This is a genomic window from Corynebacterium sp. MSK035 (assembly GCF_030232615.1).
Taxonomy (GTDB): Bacteria; Actinomycetota; Actinomycetes; order Mycobacteriales; family Mycobacteriaceae; genus Corynebacterium; species Corynebacterium jeikeium_D.
Genome location: NZ_JASPJP010000001.1, coordinates 42,174 through 61,752, shown reverse-complemented (window position 1 = coordinate 61,752; position 19,579 = coordinate 42,174). Strand labels below are relative to the sequence as shown.

The 19,579-nt window shown below is 59.9% G+C and carries 17 protein-coding genes and 1 pseudogene; all 18 read left to right on the top strand.

Annotated elements, in window-relative coordinates; genetic code table 11:
- Positions 1 to 254: 254 nt before the first annotated feature.
- The 18 genes and pseudogenes from ftsH (at position 255) to QP978_RS00205 (ending at position 19,561) form a co-directional block, all read left to right on the top strand.
- The gene (gene ftsH, locus QP978_RS00290; protein ID WP_048731751.1) at positions 255 to 2,933 is read left to right on the top strand and encodes an ATP-dependent zinc metalloprotease FtsH; all 2,679 of its coding nucleotides are present in this window, start codon (positions 255 to 257) and stop codon (positions 2,931 to 2,933) included.
- Positions 2,934 to 2,942: 9 nt separating this feature from the next.
- Complete coding sequence (folE, locus tag QP978_RS00285; protein WP_016421488.1) at positions 2,943 to 3,518, top strand: GTP cyclohydrolase I FolE; 576 nt, start codon at positions 2,943 to 2,945, stop codon at positions 3,516 to 3,518.
- Positions 3,519 to 3,604: 86 nt separating this feature from the next.
- Entirely contained in the window at positions 3,605 to 4,546 is a 942-nt protein-coding gene (gene folP / locus QP978_RS00280; protein ID WP_016421487.1) for a dihydropteroate synthase, read from the top strand.
- Between the two features lie 5 nt (positions 4,547 to 4,551).
- The gene (gene folB, locus QP978_RS00275) at positions 4,552 to 4,956 is read left to right on the top strand and encodes a dihydroneopterin aldolase (RefSeq protein WP_016421486.1); all 405 of its coding nucleotides are present in this window, start codon (positions 4,552 to 4,554) and stop codon (positions 4,954 to 4,956) included.
- A complete protein-coding gene (folK, locus tag QP978_RS00270; RefSeq protein WP_070429765.1) occupies positions 4,953 to 5,465 on the top strand; it encodes a 2-amino-4-hydroxy-6-hydroxymethyldihydropteridine diphosphokinase in 513 nt (170 codons plus the stop codon). The genes folB and folK overlap by 4 nt, the downstream gene beginning before the upstream one ends.
- 2 nt (positions 5,466 to 5,467) lie before the next feature.
- Positions 5,468 to 5,974: a DUF3180 domain-containing protein gene (locus tag QP978_RS00265; RefSeq protein ID WP_049190665.1), complete on the top strand. Its 507-nt coding sequence runs from the start codon at positions 5,468 to 5,470 to the stop codon at positions 5,972 to 5,974.
- The gene (locus QP978_RS00260; protein WP_070429764.1) at positions 5,971 to 7,242 is read left to right on the top strand and encodes a DUF6779 domain-containing protein; all 1,272 of its coding nucleotides are present in this window, start codon (positions 5,971 to 5,973) and stop codon (positions 7,240 to 7,242) included. The genes QP978_RS00265 and QP978_RS00260 overlap by 4 nt, the downstream gene beginning before the upstream one ends.
- 64 nt (positions 7,243 to 7,306) lie before the next feature.
- The gene (locus QP978_RS00255; protein ID WP_070429763.1) at positions 7,307 to 8,227 is read left to right on the top strand and encodes a Rossmann-like and DUF2520 domain-containing protein; all 921 of its coding nucleotides are present in this window, start codon (positions 7,307 to 7,309) and stop codon (positions 8,225 to 8,227) included.
- A gap of 97 nt (positions 8,228 to 8,324) precedes the next feature.
- Positions 8,325 to 9,266 (top strand): annotated as a pseudogene (gene panC, locus QP978_RS00250) (pantoate--beta-alanine ligase); the annotation flags it as partial.
- Positions 9,267 to 9,580: 314 nt separating this feature from the next.
- The gene (panD, locus tag QP978_RS00245) at positions 9,581 to 10,003 is read left to right on the top strand and encodes an aspartate 1-decarboxylase (protein ID WP_016421480.1); all 423 of its coding nucleotides are present in this window, start codon (positions 9,581 to 9,583) and stop codon (positions 10,001 to 10,003) included.
- A gap of 247 nt (positions 10,004 to 10,250) precedes the next feature.
- Positions 10,251 to 12,446, top strand: a complete 2,196-nt coding sequence (locus QP978_RS00240; RefSeq protein ID WP_284856714.1) for a PhoX family protein — start codon at positions 10,251 to 10,253, stop codon at positions 12,444 to 12,446.
- Between the two features lie 155 nt (positions 12,447 to 12,601).
- Positions 12,602 to 13,231 (top strand): DUF4178 domain-containing protein, encoded by a 630-nt coding sequence (locus tag QP978_RS00235; RefSeq protein ID WP_070601080.1) that lies wholly within the window; start codon positions 12,602 to 12,604, stop codon positions 13,229 to 13,231.
- Positions 13,232 to 13,242: 11 nt separating this feature from the next.
- Positions 13,243 to 13,782: a DUF2617 family protein gene (locus tag QP978_RS00230; protein WP_284856713.1), complete on the top strand. Its 540-nt coding sequence runs from the start codon at positions 13,243 to 13,245 to the stop codon at positions 13,780 to 13,782.
- A 4-nt stretch (positions 13,783 to 13,786) separates the two neighbouring features.
- Positions 13,787 to 14,251 carry a DUF4247 domain-containing protein gene (locus tag QP978_RS00225; RefSeq protein ID WP_101687905.1) on the top strand — a complete coding sequence of 155 codons (465 nt, stop codon included), beginning with the start codon at positions 13,787 to 13,789 and terminating at the stop codon, positions 14,249 to 14,251.
- 2 nt (positions 14,252 to 14,253) lie between these two features.
- Positions 14,254 to 14,763, top strand: a complete 510-nt coding sequence (locus tag QP978_RS00220; protein ID WP_083308211.1) for a DUF350 domain-containing protein — start codon at positions 14,254 to 14,256, stop codon at positions 14,761 to 14,763.
- Positions 14,764 to 16,326 (top strand): polyamine aminopropyltransferase, encoded by a 1,563-nt coding sequence (locus QP978_RS00215; protein ID WP_070862568.1) that lies wholly within the window; start codon positions 14,764 to 14,766, stop codon positions 16,324 to 16,326.
- Between the two features lie 70 nt (positions 16,327 to 16,396).
- On the top strand, positions 16,397 to 17,929 hold the full coding sequence (gene lysS / locus QP978_RS00210; protein WP_101687903.1) for a lysine--tRNA ligase: 1,533 nt from the start codon (positions 16,397 to 16,399) through the stop codon (positions 17,927 to 17,929).
- A gap of 126 nt (positions 17,930 to 18,055) precedes the next feature.
- A complete protein-coding gene (locus tag QP978_RS00205) occupies positions 18,056 to 19,561 on the top strand; it encodes a metallophosphoesterase family protein (RefSeq protein ID WP_101687902.1) in 1,506 nt (501 codons plus the stop codon).
- Positions 19,562 to 19,579 lie beyond the last annotated feature (18 nt).

Below are 19,579 nucleotides of genomic sequence, written 5' to 3'. Positions count from 1 at the left end.
TTATTGCACAGTGCCGATGCTTGACGACGGGCATTGCGCGCTTACCCTCCCGCAGTTCTAGCTGTCTTCTAGCTGTGAAAAGTAGGAGTTGGAAACTTTTTTCGGTTGCGATGCGTTATGCCTACTGTGGGGTCAGGTGCCATGAGCCCTGGCCCCACGTTGTGTCATTGATGTGTCTTCGAGAAGAACTCGTTGATGCGTACAATTAATAAAAGCAACTAATAGATGTAGAGAGCGAAAAGCGAACCCACTGTATGGACAAGAAAAAGGTGTTCCGGTTTGCCACCGTTGCCGGCATCATCCTGATTATCCTCTTTGCTATTACTCAGCTGGCGGATGATTCCCGGGAATACCGCGAGGTGGATACGTCCGTTGCCCTGACCCAGTTGGATAAGGGCAATGTCACGGAAGCTCAGATTGACGATCGTGAACAGCGAATTCGCCTCACCCTGAAGAAGGGCGTGGAGGTCGAAGGTACTGAGGACGTCACGAAGGTGATGACCAAGTACCCAGCGCGTGCGACCGACCAAGTCTTTGACAAGGTCACCGCCGCCAAGGGTATGGAGAAGTTCGATACCAAGGTCACGCAGGATTCCTTCCTGATGTCCACCTTGGGCTTCCTGCTGCCGATGGTGATCTTCTTCTTCGTCATCATGTACTTCTTCAGCCGCATGCAAGGCGGCAAGAACGGCATGTTCGGCTTTGGTGGCAACCGCGCCAAGCTGCTGAACAAGGAGACCCCGACCAATACGTTCGAGGATGTTGCTGGTGCCGATGAGGCCGTCCAGGAGCTCGACGAGATTAGGGATTTCCTGCAGCACCCAGCTCGCTACGAAGAGCTCGGCGCGAAGATTCCGCGTGGTGTTCTGCTCTACGGTCCTCCCGGTACCGGTAAGACCTTGCTGGCCCGCGCCGTCGCTGGTGAGGCAGGAGTGCCTTTCTACACCATCTCGGGTTCGGACTTCGTTGAAATGTTCGTCGGTGTCGGTGCCTCTCGTGTCCGTGACCTGTTTAATCAGGCCAAGGAAAACAGCCCGTGCATTATCTTCATCGACGAGATTGACGCCGTCGGTCGCCAGCGTGGTGCCGGTATGGGCGGCGGCCATGATGAGCGTGAGCAAACCCTGAACCAGCTGCTGGTGGAGATGGATGGTTTTGGTGATCGTCAGGGTGTGATCATCATGGCTGCGACCAACCGTCCGGATATTCTCGACCCGGCGCTGCTGCGTCCGGGCCGTTTTGACCGACAGATTCCGGTGGGCGCACCAGACCTGAAGGGCCGCGAGGCAATTCTGAAGGTCCACGCCCGGAACAAGCCGCTTGGACCGGATGCGGATCTGACGTCGCTGGCGAAGCGCACCGCCGGTATGAGCGGTGCTGATCTGCAGAACGTGCTGAATGAAGCTGCGCTGCTGACCGCTCGCGTCAACGGCAACATCATTACTGCGGATGCGCTGGAAGAGGCAGTCGACCGAGTTATCGGCGGTCCGCGCCGTACCTCCAAGGTGATTTCCGAGCAGGAGAAGAAGGTCACCGCCTACCACGAGGGTGGCCACACCCTGGCTGCGTGGGCGCTGAAGGACATTGAGCGTGTTTACAAGGTCACCATCTTGGCTCGCGGTCGCACTGGTGGACATGCGCTGACCGTCCCCGAGGACGACAAGGGCATGTATAACCTGCCAGAGCTCTTTGCCCGTCTGGTCTTCGCCATGGGTGGTCGCGCTGCCGAGGAGCTGGTGTTCGGATTGCCGACTACCGGTGCTTCTGCCGATATCGAGCAGGCCACCAAGATTGCTCGCGCCATGGTGACCGAGTACGGCATGTCGCCGGAGCTCGGCCCGGTGAAGTACGGGGAGGAGCAGGGCGACCCGTTCGTCGGCCGCGGTGGCAGCGGCTCTTTGGACTACTCTCCGGAGGTGGCAGCAACCATTGATCAGCAGGTTCGTTTGCTGATCAATAAGGCTCATGACGAGGCCTACGCCATCTTGAAGGAAAACCGCGACACTCTCGATGTTCTGGCTGAGAAACTGCTGGAGAAGGAGACTCTGCGTCGTCCGGATCTGGAAGTTATCTTCACCGATGTCGTTCCCCGTGAGCGCCTGAACTTCTTCGATAGCGACACTAAGCACCCGGCCGATGGCCGCGAGCCGGTGAAGACACCGGTGGAGTTGGCAATCGAGCGCGGCGAGGAACCGCCGAAGCGTGTCAACATCTTCGCGCCGGTGCGCCGCCGCGAACCGGAGAACCAGGACGCGGGCAACAACGGCAATGGTCAGGGGCCGGCAGGCTCCGCTGGTGCCGGTAATGCTAGTGTCCCGGGTTTGCCGGGCGCCCAGCAGGACCGACCGAATGTTCCGGTTTACGGTGGCACCCCACCGCCGGCTGGTTGGACCGCTCCAGGTTGGCCGCCGAAGGATACCGGCAGCACGCACAGTTCGGCTCCCGCACCGGCACCGGCGCCTGCGCCGACTCCTCGCCCTGATGGGCAGAACCAGCCGGGTTCGCAGGAAGGCCAGGGCAACGCGCGTGGCCAGCACCCGGGCACTGCTAACTACCCGGCAGGTGCGCCGGACTTCGGCTCGAAGGCAACCGGTACGGGTAGTAACGGTGGCAACGGCCCCGCGAATATCCCTGCCCCTCCGAAGATGCCGTGGGACAGGCAGGGCGGACGTCACCGCCAGGACAACTCTGGCAGCGATGCCACCCCGACTACGGTGATGCCGTCGGCAGGACAACAGCAGGAGCTGCGCGGATTCCGCCTGCCGGATAACGAGCAGCCGGAACACACAGAACGTCCGGAAAACCCGAAGAACGCCGACAATTCCGATGACAAGGGGGCACAGATGCACGATTCGGATAAGGACGGCGTCGTCAAGCGAAACGAAGACAACAGCGCCTGGCAGGACAAGCCGGACACCAACGAGGAGCGATAAGTACACATCATGGAGCGCGAATTCGATCAGGGGCGGGCCGAGGCTGCGGTTCGTGAACTGTTGATTGCCGTCGGTGAGGATCCCGACAGGGAAGGCCTGAAGGAGACACCGGCGCGAGTGGCGCGAGCCTACCGTGAGGTTTTCGCGGGCCTGTTTGAAGATCCGTCTGAGGTGCTGGCAAAGACCTTCAACGAGGATCATCAAGAACTCGTTTTGGTGAAGGACATCCCGATTTACTCCACCTGTGAGCACCATTTGGTGCCGTTCTTCGGCGTTGCCCACATTGGTTACATCCCGGGCAAGGACGGTCGTGTGACGGGCTTGTCCAAGCTCGCTCGTCTGGTCGATGGCTATGCGAAGCGCCCGCAGGTGCAGGAACGTCTGACCAGTCAGGTTGCGGATGCCTTGGTGGAGCGGCTGGATCCGGCCTCGGCGATCGTCGTCATTGAAGCGGAGCATCTCTGCATGGCCATGCGCGGTATCCGCAAACCGGGTGCGCGCACGGTGACCTCAGCCGTCCGCGGTGGCTTCAAGACGGATGCCCGTTCGCGCGCAGAGGCAATGGCGCTCATCCGCAAGAGCTAACGCAACAGTTAAATGGTCGATTGGAAAGGCTGGACAACAAGGTGACTGAATCCCCCTTGCAAGCGCAGGCAGGACAGCCGGCGGAGATGGGTATCGAGAATCAGCTCTGCAAAGTGATGGGCATTGTCAACGTCACCGAGGACAGCTTTTCCGATGGCGGCCTGTACAAGACCTTCGACGCGGCGATTGCCCATGCGCACGAGCTGCTCGCTGAAGGCGCACATATTCTCGACATCGGTGGCGAGTCCACTCGCCCCGGCGCACACCGCGTTTCCGAGGATGAGGAAATTGCCCGAGTCGTGCCGGTGGTCCGTGAGCTCGCGGCAGACGGGCACCTGATCAGCGTCGATACTATGCGCGCAAGTGTCGCAGAGGCAGCAATCGCCGAGGGCGCGGTGTTCATCAACGATGTCTCCGGCGGTCTCGCAGACCCCAACATGTACGCAGTCTGCGCCGATGCCGATGTGCCCATCTGCCTGATGCACTGGAAGACCGATCGCTTCGGCTCCGCTTCTGGACGCGCCGAAACTCACCCGGACGGCATTGTCGCCGATGTCCGTGAGCACCTGCTTCAGCTTGTCGACGGTGCCATGGGCGCCGGCATCGTCGAGGAAAATATTGTCCTGGATCCAGGCCTGGGCTTTGCCAAAAACGCCGATGACAATTGGGCGCTCCTCCACGGCCTGCCGGAGCTTATTGACCTCGGTTTCCCCGTATTGGTCGGTGCCTCCCGCAAGCGTTTCGCCGCCGCCGTCGGCAGTGAGGCTCGCGCGCCAAAGCAGGCTGATGCTGCGACTACCGCAATTTCCGCGCTGTCCGCAGCGGCGGGCGCATGGGCGGTTCGAGTTCACAATGTGGCCGACAACCTCGACGCAGTGCGGGTGGCGCAGGCATGGAACCTTGGCCGCTCACTGACCGGTTACACCGCGGCCGGCGACTATCCGGAAGGTGGCTCTAACCGCGCTGCACAGCACGATGAGTCTCCTGCTGAATCGCCAGCCGAGGCGGCTCTGGAAGGAGACGAGTAGAAACAGTGGCTGATCGCATTGAACTCAAAGGTCTGAAAGCCCGCGGCTACCACGGCTGTCTCGACTTCGAGCGCCGCGATGGCCAGGACTTCATCTGTGATGTCACCCTGTGGTTGGATTTCTCCGGTGCCGCTGCCAGCGACGAGCTGGACGACACCGTCAACTACGCCGACATCGCAGCCACAGCGCACGGAATTTTGACCGGCACTCCGCGCAACCTCATCGAAACCGTCGCGACCGAGATTGCCGAAGCAGTGCTTGCCGACGACGATGGCCGCGCCGAACGCGGATTGTCCCCACTGTTACATGCGGTGGAAGTAACCATTCACAAACCGCATGCGCCCATTCCGCTCGACTTTGATGACGCTGCGGTAACAGCCCGCCGTTCGCGGAAGAAGCGGTTGGCATGATTCGCGCCGTTCTTTCTATCGGCGCGAACATGGACCGCGCGCGAGAAAACCTAACTGGTGTGCAGGCCTTCTTCGCCGATGAATTGGTCGCAGCCTCAAAAATTTATGCCACCCCACCTTGGGGTGGGGTAGAGCAGGGTGACTTCCTCAATGCCGTGCTCATTGTCGATACGTCCCGGACACCAATGGAGCTGCTGGAAGCTGGTTGGAAACTGGAAAATGACGCTGGTCGAGTGCGCGAAATTCACTGGGGACCACGGGCGCTCGACGTGGACATTGTGCAGGTCATCGACAAGGACACCGGCGAGGAGATCATCTCTGACGATTCGACTCTGACCCTGCCGCATCCGTGGGCAACCGAGCGTGCCTTTGTACTGGTGCCGTGGCTCGATGCCGACCCGGATGCCGAATTGGGGGGAGTTCGGGTCGCGGCACTCGTCGATAAGCTGGCACCTGAAGACGTAAACGCAGTGCGTCTAGCAGACAGCGCGGATGGAGAAGAGGCCTAGAGATGAAACCGACCTCACCGATTACGTTGGCTGCATCTGCGCTGGTTCTCGCACTGGCGTCATGGATGATCGTGGCACAGTTTTTCGGTGCGCTCGGGCCACGAAGTTGGTGGGACCTGGGGTTTCCCTGGTTGCTCACAGCTGTCTGTGTGGCGGCAGCGCGGTGGATTAAGTCGGTGCTGAAAGAGGGGAAGGTCGGGCAGGATCGCAGCCAGGTGCAGCCGTTAACGTTGTCGCGATGGCTGGTGGTCGGTACGGCATCCGCATGGTTGGGGGCGATTCTCGGAGGTTTGTACGCCGGTGGCGTGCTGTGGGCTTTGCCGAAGTGGACGGAGCTTGCGGCTGCACAGGCCGACGGGCCGATCATGATTGTCGGCACAGTATCCGGCATTTTGCTCGCTGCGGCGGGGCTGTGGCTGGAAAAAGTTTGCCAATTGCCAACTGATGGCGAAAATTCTTCGCCTCCTAGCGGGGAAATGGGAACTAACTCGGTAGGGTGGGAGTTATGACTGACCTCTCCAACGCCGGTAATGACCCGAAGCGCTCGGGTGATGCCGCATATTTTCAGGGCGACGCGGCAGCTACTTCGTCGGATATGGCCGAGTCTCCGTCTCCGTCGCCTTCTTCGGCTTTCGAAAGCTACTCCGCTGGGGCTAACTCCGGGGCTGATGCGGCATATGCAGATGAGCAGAGCAATGATGTGACGAAATTCAGTTCTACCGATGGTATGACGGAGAAAACCGCCGTCATTCTCATGGTTGTGCTGCTGATGCTCGCGGTGATTGCCAGTATCGTCATGCTCTTTGCCTCCTCTGCCGGGTGGATGAAGGTTGCCGTGCTGCTGGCGTTGTGGTCGGCAGTTATCGGGGCTGTGCTGGTGACTCGATACCGCAAGACCATTGCGCTGGAGCGCAAGCGGTTGGAGACAATCGAGGAACTGCACAAGGTGGAGCTTGACCGCGAGCTGGCTACTCACCGTGAGCAGGAGCTGATTCTCGAGCAGAACTACCTGGACTCGCTTGAGGGTAACAACGATGACAACATTGCGGCGCTGCGCGCTGAGGTCTTTGCACTGCGTGCCCAGCTTGCTGAGTTCATGGGGGAGGATTTCGACGACGAGCAGGTTGCTCTTCGCGCCCAGGCCGAGCGTCTGCGTGAGCTCGACTCGCCACAGCAGGCCTCGCCGATGAAGGATCCGACCGGTCACGACCGGCCGACACCACGCGCGACTTCCCACCGCGCTGAGATGACCGCTAACGGCACTGTTGGCGTTCATACCCAGCACGGCGGCACGGGCTCCGCTTCCTCCGCTTCGCCGGTTGAAGACGCCGAGGCTACCGACATGCGCCGTACATTCTCGCCGTCTGGCCAGCCGGTTGACGTCCACGAAGTCGCCGATTCCAAGGATGACGAAGCCGTTTCCAAGGAGAAGTTCTCCACTAACTCTTTCCGCGCCATCAACTGGCAGGAAACCCCGGCCGAGGACGCCGCAGAGGATGATTCTCAGGGCGGTGCTCACGAGGCACACGGTGCACGGCACCCATTCGCTGCGCCGGAATCGGACGATGCCTCGGACTCTCCGACTCGCCAGCTGCAGGCCATTCGCGATGAGGACCTCGCAGAAGAGCCAGCTCAGAAACCGGCTCAGGCTCCTGAGCAGGAGCCTGCAAGCCACGGTCGGCGCCGTGCTGAGGACAACAAGGGCAGCCTGACGGTTGCCGAGCTGATGGCGCAGATGCGCAAGAAGAGGGAGCAGCGCGAGGACGAAGAGGCCTAGTCGCTTACCGAGTATGCGCGGCCTACTCACTGCACATAGCTGGTTTGGTCTAACCTAGTCAGTCATGACGCAAAGCCAGCATGATTCCCATCCCCATCGGACAACCGCTCCGCGGTTGGCGGTGGGGATTATTTCTGCCGGAAAAGTCGGGGTCGCGCTCGGCCAGGCGTTAGAGCACTGTGGGCATCGTGTCACTCACGTGGTCGCGCGCTCACCAGAATCTGTCACACGAGCGCATCTACGTCTCCCGAACGCACAGGTTAGTAGCATTGCCGACACAGCTTCCACCTGCGAGCTCATCGTTATCGCCGTGCCGGATCGCGCCATCGCAGAGGTCGCCGAGGAAGTCGCCCGCCATGTCGGCCCCGGACGCATCGTCATGCATACTTCTGGTTCCCTCGGGCGTGCCGTGCTCGATCCGGTCGCACTCACCGGCGCGCTGACCATCGCCGCCCATCCCGCAATGACATTCGCAGGGCTTGACGACGACTCCGAGCTCCTGACCGGTTGCCCATGGGGTATCACTGTTGGGGATGAGCTCGCGAAAACAGTCAGTGAACTGCTCATTGGTGAACTCGGCGGTCGTCCGGTGTTCATCAACGAACGTCACCGCGGCCTTTATCACGCGGCTATGGCCCACGGCTCAAACGGTCTGGGCGCAGTTGTGGTCGATGCAGTAGAAATGCTGGCAACCACTATCGGCGGAGACGCAGCAGCCGAAGACACCGACCTAGCTGAGCTGCGTCGAGGCCAGGCCGCCGAGCTGCTCCGTCCACTGCTGGAAGCTTCATTGGACAATGCCTTGAGGTGGGGTTCCCGGGGGCTGACTGGCCCGGTGACGCGGGACGACCTTGGGACCGTCGTCAAGCACGAACGTGAAATTGAAGCGGTGGCACCGGAAATGGGAACCGCCTACCTGGCTCTTGCCGAGCGCATCGCCGAGCTGCGCGGCGCCAACGAGGTTTTGCGGTACCTACGCCGATGAGCTGAGCGGACTGGCTGTTCTGGTCATCCGGGATGTGGCGTAAGGTATTGCCGTCGGGCGAAAAGTTTGGTCCGGTAGATCTGAACGCGGAGGAAACATGACGGGTTATACCGCCGGAGAGACAACTGTTCACAAGACTATTGCGGGAATCGCGCAGGTCACCCGTGCGTTGCGGAAGACCGGGCGGCCGGTGGTGCTCGTACCTACGATGGGTGCGCTACACCAGGGGCACCTTGAACTAGTACAGGCCGCGAAGACGCTGCCGCGCGCTGTTGTGGTGGTGTCGATTTTCGTCAATCCGCTGCAGTTCGGTGAGGGGGAGGACTTTGACGCCTACCCGCGGACTCTGGAGGAAGACGTTGAGAAGCTCCGCGCTGTCGGTGCTGAGCTGGTCTTTGCGCCGAACGCGAAGGAGATGTACCCCAACGGTTTCCGCACGACCGTGCAGCCGGGGCCGCTGGCTTCGGAGCTCGAAGGTGCTACTCGCCCGGGGCACTTTGCCGGTGCGTTGACGGTGGTCAACAAGCTTTTCAACATCACCAACTGCACTGATGCCGTTTTTGGTGAGAAGGACTACCAGCAGCTGTGCCTGATGCAGCAGATGGTCACTGACCTGAATATGCCGGTGCAGTTGCACGGTGTACCGGTGATTCGCGAGGCCGACGGGTTGGCTATGAGCTCCCGCAACCGCTATCTGTCCGAGGAGCAGCGCAATCTCGCAGTAACCCTGTCCGCCGCGCTGACTGCTGGTGCTTTTGTCGCGGACCGTGGTGCGGATGCTGTGCTGGAAACCGCGCGTGGTGTGCTCGCCAGCCAGCCTGAAGTCGAGTTGGATTACTTGGAGCTGCGTGACGCTGCGCTCGCCCCGCTTTCCGACGAGGCGTTGCGCGGCGACGGCCAGGAGACTGAAGCTCGCCTGCTGGTTGCTGCGAAGGTCGGCACTACTCGTCTCATTGATAATGTTGGCTTGATTCTGGGTGCGCCGCGCCCGGATTCGGCAAACGGTTTCGGGCAGCTCGGGCAGAAGGACGCCGAAATTGCGTCGGCGGCTCTGTCGGCGGCGGGGCTGGACGGCGAATTGACTGAGGAAGAGGCCGCTGAGTTGGCTGAGCTGCAGGAAAAGGTTCGTGCTGCTCGAGATGCTCGTCTGAAAGATGAGTCCAGCAGAGAAACTCTGAAGAACGCTGGCTTTGGCGTTGAGCAGGACAGCGAGTAGGACGGCTTTTAGAAGTAGTTTCTCGTGGCTGGGAAGTTGTCGTATTATAGTGTGCCGACTCATAACCTGCCACGCTAAGGGGTGCCGCGGTAGGCAAGCATCCAGGGGACAAATCCAGGAAGGGACCTACCTTTTTCATGTTTCGCACTATGTTGAAGTCCAAGATTCACCGCGCCACGGTGACTCAGGCTGATCTTCACTACGTTGGATCGTGCACGATTGACGCTGATTTGATGGAAGCGGCCGACCTGCTTGAAGGTGAAGCCGTCGACATCGTCGATATCAATAATGGCAACCGGCTTACTACTTACTGCATTACCGGAGAGCGCGGCTCGGGCATCATTTCCATCAATGGTGCCGCCGCTCGTCTGATATCGCCGGGTGATCTGGTTATTATCATCGGCTACGGAATGATGGATGACGCTGAGGCGCGTACGTACAAGCCGAATGTCATCTTCGTCGATGAGGACAACAAGATTCTGGAAAGTGGCAACGACCCGGCGGATGTGCCGGAGGGTTCTGATTTGAAGAATCCGCGTAGCCCGGAGAACCAGGGCTAGTCCACGTAGCCCGCAGAGCTGGGTTTCGACTGCGTGGGTGGAGAGAAGGTCGAGCCGGAAAACCACGACACCAGGGTGTTTACTTAGCGTTAAATTGTAAGCCATTAGACCGTCAACTAAAGCTCATTGGCGAGTTGATCTTTAGAAACCGAAAGGTAACGCAGCGTCCTTAGCTTCTTAGAGGATCTAAAAGTTTTAGTTTTCCATTTCCTCATCTAGTCGAAGCTATACAAAGGCGGTCTCCCCCGTGGTTCGTATTGGCAAGAATCTGCTGACAAATCCTTTTGCTACCTCTCGCAGCTCCCTGACCTGCACTTACAAGTGTGGTAATGCTTGTGCTGACGATGCTCCGAATGAGTTCTCTGACAACCAGTACTTCGGTGATGTTGCGAAGCAGGCATTCTCCCAGCGCGCATTCTCCCGTCGTGCTGCACTGAAGGTCACTGGTGCTAGTGCTCTTGCGGTCGGCGGTGGCGCCGTGCTGGCCGCTTGCTCCTCTGATGATTCGGGCAGTGCCGCAGGTGGCTCCGATGCCTCCGGTACCACTGCTGCCGGTGACGGTAGCAAGGGCGAATCGCCGGAGGGTATGCGTTTCGACGCCGTTAAGCCGAACACGGAAGACGCAGTCGTTATCCCGGACGGCTACGAGCAGAATGTTCTGATTCGCTGGGGCGACCCAATCCACGAAGGTGGCCCGGAGTTCGACTTTGACAAGCAGACTCCGGAAAACCAGCTGAAGCAGTTCGGCTTCAACAATGACTTCGCTGGCCTGATTAAGGCTGAAGACGGCACACTGCTGTACGTCTGCTCGCACGAGTACACCACCGAGCCGATGATGTTCCGTGCCTACAAGAAGGAAGATGCCACTAAGGAGCAGGTCGACATCGGACTGGCTGCCCACGGTCAGACCATCCTTGCTGTGGAAGAGGATGACAAGGGATTCCTGAAGCCGATCCTGAGCGACAAGCGTAACCGTCGCATCACTGGCTTCACCGAGTTCACAGTTGACGGCCCGGCTGCTGGTCACGATCTGCTGAAGACCAAGGCTGACCCGAGCGGTATGAAGGTCGAGGGAACTTTGAACAACTGCTCCGGTGGTGTTACTCCGTGGGGTACCTACCTGTCCGGCGAGGAGAACGTCGACCAGTACTTCGGCAACGTTGGCAAGCTCAAGGACGAGGACACAGTTAAGAAGCTCAAGCGCTACTCGGTCAAGAATGAAGAGCTGTCCGATCGCGCGTGGGAGAAGTACTACGACCGCTTCGATGTCTCCAAGGAGCCGAATGAGCCGAACCGCTTCTTCTGGCTGGTAGAGATTGACCCATCTGACCCGAACTCCATCCCGGTCAAGCACACCGCACTGGGCCGTTTCAAGCATGAAGCCGGTCAGATTTACGTCACCGATGACGGCACGGTTGTGTGCTACTCCGGCGACGACGAGCGTTTCGAGTACATCTACAAGTTCGTCTCTTCCCGCAAGGTTAAGGAAGGCGACCTCAAGCACAACATGGGCATTCTGTCCGAGGGCACGCTCTACGTCGGTAAGTTCAACGGTAATTCCGAGTCCGAGATTGACGGCTCCGGTGAGCTGCCGAAGGACGGCCGTTTCGACGGTGACATTGAGTGGCTTCCGCTGATGACCGCCAAGGCAGACGGCAAGCACGAGTCCCACGTTGATGGCATGACCGCAGAAGAGGTCTGCATTTACACCCGCATCGCCGGTGACAAGGTCGGTGCGACTCGCATGGATCGCCCGGAGGATATCGAGCCGTCCCCGAAGACCGGTAAGGTCTACGCGGCGCTGACCAACAACAAGTACCGCGGTAAGGCGAGCCCGGATAGCTCTGGCAAGACCCAGGACAACAAGGCCGCCAAGAAGACTGATGGCGCAGGGCGCCCCTATGAGGGTGCGACTGAGGTGGCACCAATCACCGAGAACAAGAATGGCCTTGTTCTGGAGATGGAAGATGACCACGCTGGTACCAAGGGCAAGTGGAACCTTCTGCTGGTCTGCGGTGACCCGAACGAGGCTTACACCTACTTCGGTGGCTTCGACAAGGAATCGGTCTCGCCAATTTCCTGCCCGGACAACGTCACCTTCGACGAGTACGGCAACCTGTGGGTTTCCACAGACGGCAACGCCCTGGACTCCAACGACGGCCTGTTCGCCGTTGCTGTCGAAGGCGAGCGTCGTGGTGAGACCAAGTGCTTCCTGACTGTTCCGGTTGCTGCTGAGACCTGTGGTCCGCAGGTGTTCTCCAACCGCGTTATGGTCAACGTCCAGCACCCGGGCGAAATCGAGACGGATCAGGGGCACCCGGTCGGCGACAACCCGGACCCGACCACCAACCCGACCTCGCACTGGCCGGATGGTGGCAAGGAGCAGCCACGCCCGGCAGTCGTTCAGGTTGTACGCACTGATGGCAAGAAGATTGGTGTGTAGGTTGCCCTTGGCAAGGAGCTAAGCAAAAACGCGCGGATTAGCGCGTAGACCTATCGCGGCGCGTCTCGAACGAAAATAATGTTCGACGACGCGCCGCGACTGTATTCGGTAGAAAGTTAGTAATCGGGCGTTTTCTCAGCGCCACCACACTATCGATGGGATTAATCCTAGTGAACAGCATTGTCATAATCGGCATCATCCTCGTTGTCATCGGAGTCATCGTCGTTGTTGTAGCGCGTCGGAATACTCAGGTTCCGGGGTCTGATCGGGAGCGCTTCGTCGATCCACTGATGACCGATGAGTACCGCAAGTACGGCCCAACCTCTGTCGCACCGGGCGCAATCCTGAACTACGGTGGTGCCTCCCATGTTGTGCGCGGATCACTTGAGCTCTCTCAGGGACCGTTCCGCTGGTGGGAACATCTCGTCGACGGTGGGGCAGATGGTTCTTGGTTCGGCGTTGAGGAAGATGAGGGTGAAGTCATCCTCACCTGGTGGCGCAAGCTTCCAGGTAGCTTCGAACCAGCTAATCCCATCGTTGTCGACGGTGTGGAGTACTGGGAGGAAGAGCGGGGGGCCGCCCGCTACACCGCGATTGGCACCACTGGGCTGCCGCCCGAGGGGGCTACGGACTTCGTCGACTACAAGTCCGGTGACGGTCGCTTGCTCGGACTGGAACGCTACGGTGACTCGATGTGGGAGGCATCCACCGGTATTAGGATTCTTCCCGGTGAGATTGATGTTATGGCAGCGCCGGACCATAATCCGGACACGGACAATCGCTAGTGACGGTCGCTATGTCGCTGGCAATTCTAGATGTGCCGTTCAAAGACACCGCTGCGGAGCAACTCCGCGTTGCTTTTGACGGCCAAGTCCCGGACACCCTCTGCGAGGCGGTTATCTCACACCCCGACGGCAAAACACCGCCGCTGACGCTCGGTGTCCTCGGAGCGTCGCATGTGGTTTTCGTCGGTAAGCGGAAGAACCCGTGCTTTACCGAGGAGATTTCCTGTACTGCGACACACGGTGTGCCCCTGAGTGGGGCGGGCGTGATGGTGAAAGCTCGTGTGGAGAACCTCTCGCCAGAAGCCTTCGCTCAGCGCGCAAATGCTTTACAGCGTGAGTTCGGAGCGGGGCATCCCCATTCGGTCGTCGCAGAGTTTCCCGGTTCTCCCGGCGCGCTGACTGTGTTGTCTGCTGAGCCGATTGAGCAGGGGTATCGCTGGGATACGTGGCACGGCTACCCGCCGGGGCAGCTCGTGTGGACGTCGAATACTTGGACTGCCGTTGCTGGTAACCATGGGGCTGAGGCAGACCGCGTAAAGGGAGGTTCCTGAGTCTATGGGACGCGGAAGTATTGGTTACGCACTGATCGTTGTCGGCATTATGGTCACGCTGGTCGGTTTCTTCGTCGGCGGGAAATCTGCGGAAGAGAGGATTAGCGAGCGCTATCAGTCCGCGCCCGGCGCAGCATCTGCGACGCAGGTCAGCAGCGGAATTGATCGACGTTGGACCTGTGGCGACCGCGACCCCATTGAGGTGGGGCGTGAGCTGAAAGAAGAGATCAAGCCACAGGCTTACAACGAAGATGGCGGGGCGGCGTACCTGAGGACGAAGAAGCACCTGTTCATCGTTTCGCGTCAGACCTCTGAGGCAGGGTCGAAGGACACGTGCCTGATAACCAGAGAATCACTTAGTGGCCGCTATTCGGGTGGGCACTTCATCTATCTCGGCCCCGGTTTCGGTCCCTCCGCCCCCTCTGGCGGTTCGGGTGGATCGGCCGGATCATTCGGAGGAGCGAAATAAACATGGGACCAGTAACGTACATGGCCACCACCGGGACGGCTATCCTCACGGCGCAGTCGGAGACATCAGAGACAGCGCAGTCAACAGTGGGCGAGCATCTGGCCGTCGGAGTACCGGCCACCATCGGTTACTTCCTTGCGGGTGCCCTAGTGCTTGTAGTCGGATTCATTGTCCTTGATCTGATTACCCCTGGGAAACTGCGCGACCTGGTGTTTCTCGAAAACCGTGCGGGCGCCGCGATGATAGCGGGCTCGCAGCAGATTGCGCTGGCCTGCATTGTCGTTTCGGTAATCCGCGCATCCGACGACGCCCTGATGATTGGCTTGGGGGAGACCCTCGTCTACGGTGCCCTCGGCATTGTGCTGCAGGCAGCATCGCTGCTGGTGCTGGAAGCCCTGATTCCGGGGCGCTTCCGTGATGTCGTGATGGACGCGAAAGTACGCCCCCGAGCGGCGTTGGCGGCGACCACCTTCATCGTTATCGGTGTGATTAACGCGGTGGCGCTGTCATAGATGGAGACCACCACGACTTCCCGGCGCTGGCGGGCTCTCCTGCTGGGCTCTGTGGCGGCCTGCGCTGCCTGCGGCCTGGTCTATGAGCTGGCGCTACTGGCGCTGTCGGCTTCTCTTGGCCGCGGTGACGTCGTTGCGAATTCCCTGATTGTGGCCGGTTATGTCGCAGCACTGGGTTTTGGTGCCGTCGCGGCGAAACCGTTTGTGCGCCGTGCCGCGGTGTCTTTCCTCGGTATCGAGTGCGCTTTGGGTTTGCTCGGTGGTGTTTCCGCAACCGCCCTGTACTGGGTGTTTTCGGTTACAGGTGAGAGCCTCGGAGCATTGGTCGCTGCCACTTTCATAATCGGAACGCTGGTTGGCGCCGAGGTGCCGTTACTCATGACACTTCTGCAGACCGGTCGGACGTCCTCCGCAGAGGACACCGGTCGCGTGCTGGCGAATCTCAACGCCGCGGACTACTTCGGAGCCTTGGTCGGCGGTTTAATCTGGCCGTTTGTGCTCCTGCCTACAGTGGGAATGCTGAAGGCCACTGCCATCGCTGGACTGATTAACGTCACCGCGGCATTGATAATCGCCGCGCTGCTACTGAAGCAGATGTTGACCCGCCGGGCACTGGTCGCATCTGTCGCCGCCCTCGTCGCGGCACTGGTTGGGTTGGTAGCGTTGCTGGCCGGAATCCGGGACATTGAGGCGACCGCCCGGCAGTCGCTCTACGCCCAGCCCATTGTTTTCGCCAAGCACTCGAAGTATCAGGACATCGTCGTCACTCGATTTGGCGGGGACCGGCGGCTTTATCTCGACGGGGGATTGCAGTACTCCAGTCGTGACGAGTACCGCTACACCGAGTCGCTGGTCTACCCGGCGGTGGATAAAGAAACGAAGTCGGCGTTGATTCTCGGCGGAGGCGATGGGTTGGCTGCCCGGGAGCTGCTGCGGATGCCCAACATCGAGCGCATTGTTCAGGTCGATTTGGATCCGGACGTCATCGAGGTCGCCCGCACTGTGCTGCGGGAAGATAACCGTGGCAGCCTGGACAATCCCCGAGTGGAGAAGATTGCTGCGGATGCTTTCGCATGGCTCCACGAGCAGGCACGTGGTAAGGCGCAGGTGCAGAAGTTCGACGCCATCTATGCAGACCTTCCCGATCCCGACAACGCAGTGCTAGCCAAGCTCTACTCTCAGGAGTTCTATGGGGTGATCCGCACGGTGGCCGCGCCAGGCGCGAAGCTGGTGGTGCAGTCGGGTTCGCCGTTTTCGACGCCGCAGGCCTTCTGGCGCACCGACAGTTCGATTCGCGCCGCAGGCTGGTCGACCACTCCGTACCACGTGCATGTTCCCACCTTTGGGGACTGGGGGTTTGTACTCGCGCAGGCCGGGCCTGAGCCTCCTACGCTCGAGCTTTACGACGACGCCCCGCCGCTGAAATTCCTCACTCCTGACGTGGCCCGGGCTGCGACCGTGTTCGGTGCCGATAACGGTCCGCAACAATTGGAACCGTCGACACTTGCTCATCCTCGAATTGTGGAGGATATTCGTCGAGGTTGGCGGCAGGCAGGGGAGTAGCCCGCCGAGTATTTCGCAAAGGGGCGGGCGAGTAGCAGGTCGGCGGTGTAGTCGGCTAACCTTTATAGCCGTGACTGACGCGAAGAAGACCCCTGAAAACACCGCCACCGTTCCTGAGCAGCTGCGCATTCGCCGCGAGAAGCGTGACCGCCTGCTCGAGGCTGGAATTCAGCCGTACCCGGTTGAGGTTCCCCGTACTCACTCTCTCAAGGATGTCCGTGAAGAGTGGGGCCACCTCGAGGCTGGCGAGGAGACTCAGGATGTCGTGACCGTCATTGGTCGTGTCATGTTTATTCGTAACACCGGCAAGCTCTGCTTTGCCGCTCTGCAGGAGGGTGACGGCACGACCCTGCAGGCCATGCTTTCCAAGGCTGAGGTCGGCGAGGACGCCCTGGCTGCTTGGAAGTCGGACGTAGATATGGGCGACTTCGTCCTCATTACTGGCCGCGTAATTTCTTCGCGCCGCGGCGAGTTGTCTGTGATGGCTACCGAGTGGCAGATGGCCTCGAAGGCTCTGCGTCCGCTGCCGGTGTCGTTCGCTGATCTGTCCGAGGACAGCCGCGTGCGTCACCGCTACACGGACCTGATTATGCGTGAGCAGGCTCGTACTAACGCACTGACTCGCATCAAGGTCATCCGCGAGCTGCGCCACGCACTTGAGCGTCGCGGTTTCCTCGAGGTCGAAACCCCGATGCTGCAGACTCTGCACGGCGGTGCAGCTGCACGTCCGTTCGTGACTCATTCCAACGCTTTGGACATCGATCTCTACCTGCGTATCGCGCCGGAGCTTTTCCTCAAGCGCTGCGTCGTCGGCGGTATGGAGCGAGTCTTTGAGATTAACCGTAACTTCCGCAACGAGGGCATCGACTCCTCGCACAGCCCGGAGTTCGCGATGCTGGAGTACTACGAGGCATTCGGCACCTACGATGACTCCGCTCGCACCGTCCGCGAGGTCATTCAGGAAATCTGTGTCGCGGTCTTCGGTTCGACGACTGTTACGCTTGCCGACGGCACGGAGTTCGACTTCGGCGGCGAGTGGAAGCAGATTGAGATGTATCCGTCGCTGAACGAGGCACTTGCCCGCAAGTTCCCTGGTCAGCCGGAAGTCACTATTGACTCGACCGTCGAGGAGCTCAAGGCAATTGCCGATGCGATTGGACTTGAGGTTCCGGAAAAGGGCGGCTGGGGCCACGGCAAGCTGGTTGAGGAAATCTGGGAGCTGCTCTGTGAAGACCAGCTCGACGGTCCTATCTTTGTCCGCGACTTCCCGGTCGAGACCTCTCCGCTGACTCGTCAGCACCGCTCCAAGCCTGGCGTGACCGAGAAGTGGGATCTTTACGTCCGTGGCTTCGAGCTGGCTACCGGCTACTCCGAGCTGGTTGACCCGGTTGTCCAGCGTGAGCGCTTTGAGGATCAGGCGCGACTGGCCGCTGGCGGCGACGACGAGGCCATGGTTCTGGATGAGGACTTCCTGCACGCAATGGAGCAGGGCATGCCGCCGACGACCGGTGTGGGCATGGGCATTGACCGCCTGCTGATGGCCCTGACCGGCCTTGGCATTCGCGAAACCGTGCTGTTCCCGATCGTGAAGCCGGAAGCGTAAGCGACGTTTCTTTTTAGCATGTAGTCTGCAGCGGTCAGCCGGAAAACCACGGCTGGCCGCCGAATTCATGTGTAGTTATCCCGGTGTTATCACCGGGATTATTTTTATCCCGTAATTTCTTCACCCGTGAATTCGGTAAATGGGAATAAGAAAATTGATCGGCGATCCGTATTGCGCTTGGGAGCAGCAGCGGGAGCAGTAGCGGGTGCGGGGGCTGTAGCGGTTGCCGTCAATAGCGTCGGGACGCGAGCAGTTGCATCGGCGGCCCCGAACCAGGCGCCGTTTCCATTCACCGGGTTGACCAGCGGCCTTGTTGTGACGGACCTGGAAGTCGTGACCGTGACCGATACGTCGGTGACATTTTCGTGGGCGACGTATGCAGGCCCACATCCAGCGTGGGGGAAGCTGGCTCCACTGGCGCCGGCCGACACTGAAGTTGCGCTAGTGCCAGTCGATGCCGATGAGGGCGGCGAGCTACCCGTGGTACATAAGGACGAGACGCAGGTTGGCTACCACTTTGTGACCGTCGATAAGCTGCGCCCTGGAACCACGTACCGTTTCGAATGCCGATCGAATGGGCTGGTCGCCGAGCCGGGATTAATTACCCGAAACCTCCCCAATACACCCGAGCAAACTGGACACTTCACGACGTTGGTCGCCCCGGAAGGGGAGTACCTGACCACGATTGCCATCCTCAATGACACGCATATTGGCGAAAATGGGCACGGTATTATCACCGGCAATTTCCCCGCTCCTATCTTTTCTGAACCGGGTGCCGCACCGTACCCCGAGGTCATGCTGACAGCTGCGCTCGCCGAGCTGCGCGGGATGGGGATTGAAAAGGTTTTCGTCAACGGCGATGCCACGTCGGAAGCACGTCCGGCGGAGGTGCGTCGATTTGCCGAGATTATGAATACTTTTGGTGCTCAAGGCCAGCAGTGGTTTGTCACCCGCGGCAATCATGATCGTCCGCATAAGCCGGATGCCGATCCATCTGCTGGCTACGACGAATTCCCGGTTTTGGAGGGTACCGAGAATCATCGCGATCCCTTCGGTGTTCTCCTGGGGCGTCCGCGACAGGAACTGTGGGTCACTCAGCAGGGGCCGGTCCGTGTCATAGGGCTGGATTCATCGAAGTTGGATGAGTCCGGCGGCGAAATTAGCCCGGAACAGTTCGATGCACTGGAGCGGGAACTGCACCGTGACCCCAGCAAGCCGACAGTTGTGCTGGCTCATCACCCAATTACCGCCGAGGCTGGTTGGACACATGCTGCCGGCCCCACCTTCATTCTCAACAGCGCTGATGCACGACGCTTGCAGCAGATGCTTAACGACGCTCCGGGTGTATTCTTCGCGGGGGCAGGTCACACCCACCGTGCAAAGCGTACTCGCGGTGATGTTGGGGCCGGCGTTGATTATTTGGAGACCGGCGCGTGCAAAGCATACCCCGGTGGGTACACGCTGCTGCATGTCTACTCCGGTGGTTACCAGGTTAATTTCCATCGCTTGAGCAGCGAAGATGCGCTTGCGTGGACTGCGCGTGCCCGTTGGGCGATGTACGGTTTCGAGCCCGAGGCTCTGCTTGGTGAGCTCTCTGATCGCAACTACGTTGTTAACCGCGTTATCGCCTGACAAGTTAGAAGCCTGAAA

Bases quoted from the DNA above. Each gene is read 5' to 3' on its own strand.
- QP978_RS00235 (WP_070601080.1), top strand. From the start codon at position 12,602: ATGGGATTAATCCTAGTGAACAGCATTGTCATAATCGGCATCATCCTC.
- QP978_RS00230 (WP_284856713.1), top strand. From the start codon at position 13,243: ATGTCGCTGGCAATTCTAGATGTGCCGTTCAAAGACACCGCTGCGGAG.
- folE (WP_016421488.1), top strand. From the start codon at position 2,943: ATGGAGCGCGAATTCGATCAGGGGCGGGCCGAGGCTGCGGTTCGTGAA.
- QP978_RS00265 (WP_049190665.1), top strand. From the start codon at position 5,468: ATGAAACCGACCTCACCGATTACGTTGGCTGCATCTGCGCTGGTTCTC.
- panD (WP_016421480.1), top strand. From the start codon at position 9,581: ATGTTTCGCACTATGTTGAAGTCCAAGATTCACCGCGCCACGGTGACT.
- QP978_RS00260 (WP_070429764.1), top strand. From the start codon at position 5,971: ATGACTGACCTCTCCAACGCCGGTAATGACCCGAAGCGCTCGGGTGAT.
- QP978_RS00255 (WP_070429763.1), top strand. From the start codon at position 7,307: ATGACGCAAAGCCAGCATGATTCCCATCCCCATCGGACAACCGCTCCG.
- QP978_RS00225 (WP_101687905.1), top strand. From the start codon at position 13,787: ATGGGACGCGGAAGTATTGGTTACGCACTGATCGTTGTCGGCATTATG.
- folP (WP_016421487.1), top strand. From the start codon at position 3,605: ATGGGTATCGAGAATCAGCTCTGCAAAGTGATGGGCATTGTCAACGTC.
- QP978_RS00215 (WP_070862568.1), top strand. From the start codon at position 14,764: ATGGAGACCACCACGACTTCCCGGCGCTGGCGGGCTCTCCTGCTGGGC.
- QP978_RS00220 (WP_083308211.1), top strand. From the start codon at position 14,254: ATGGGACCAGTAACGTACATGGCCACCACCGGGACGGCTATCCTCACG.
- ftsH (WP_048731751.1), top strand. From the start codon at position 255: ATGGACAAGAAAAAGGTGTTCCGGTTTGCCACCGTTGCCGGCATCATC.
- folK (WP_070429765.1), top strand. From the start codon at position 4,953: ATGATTCGCGCCGTTCTTTCTATCGGCGCGAACATGGACCGCGCGCGA.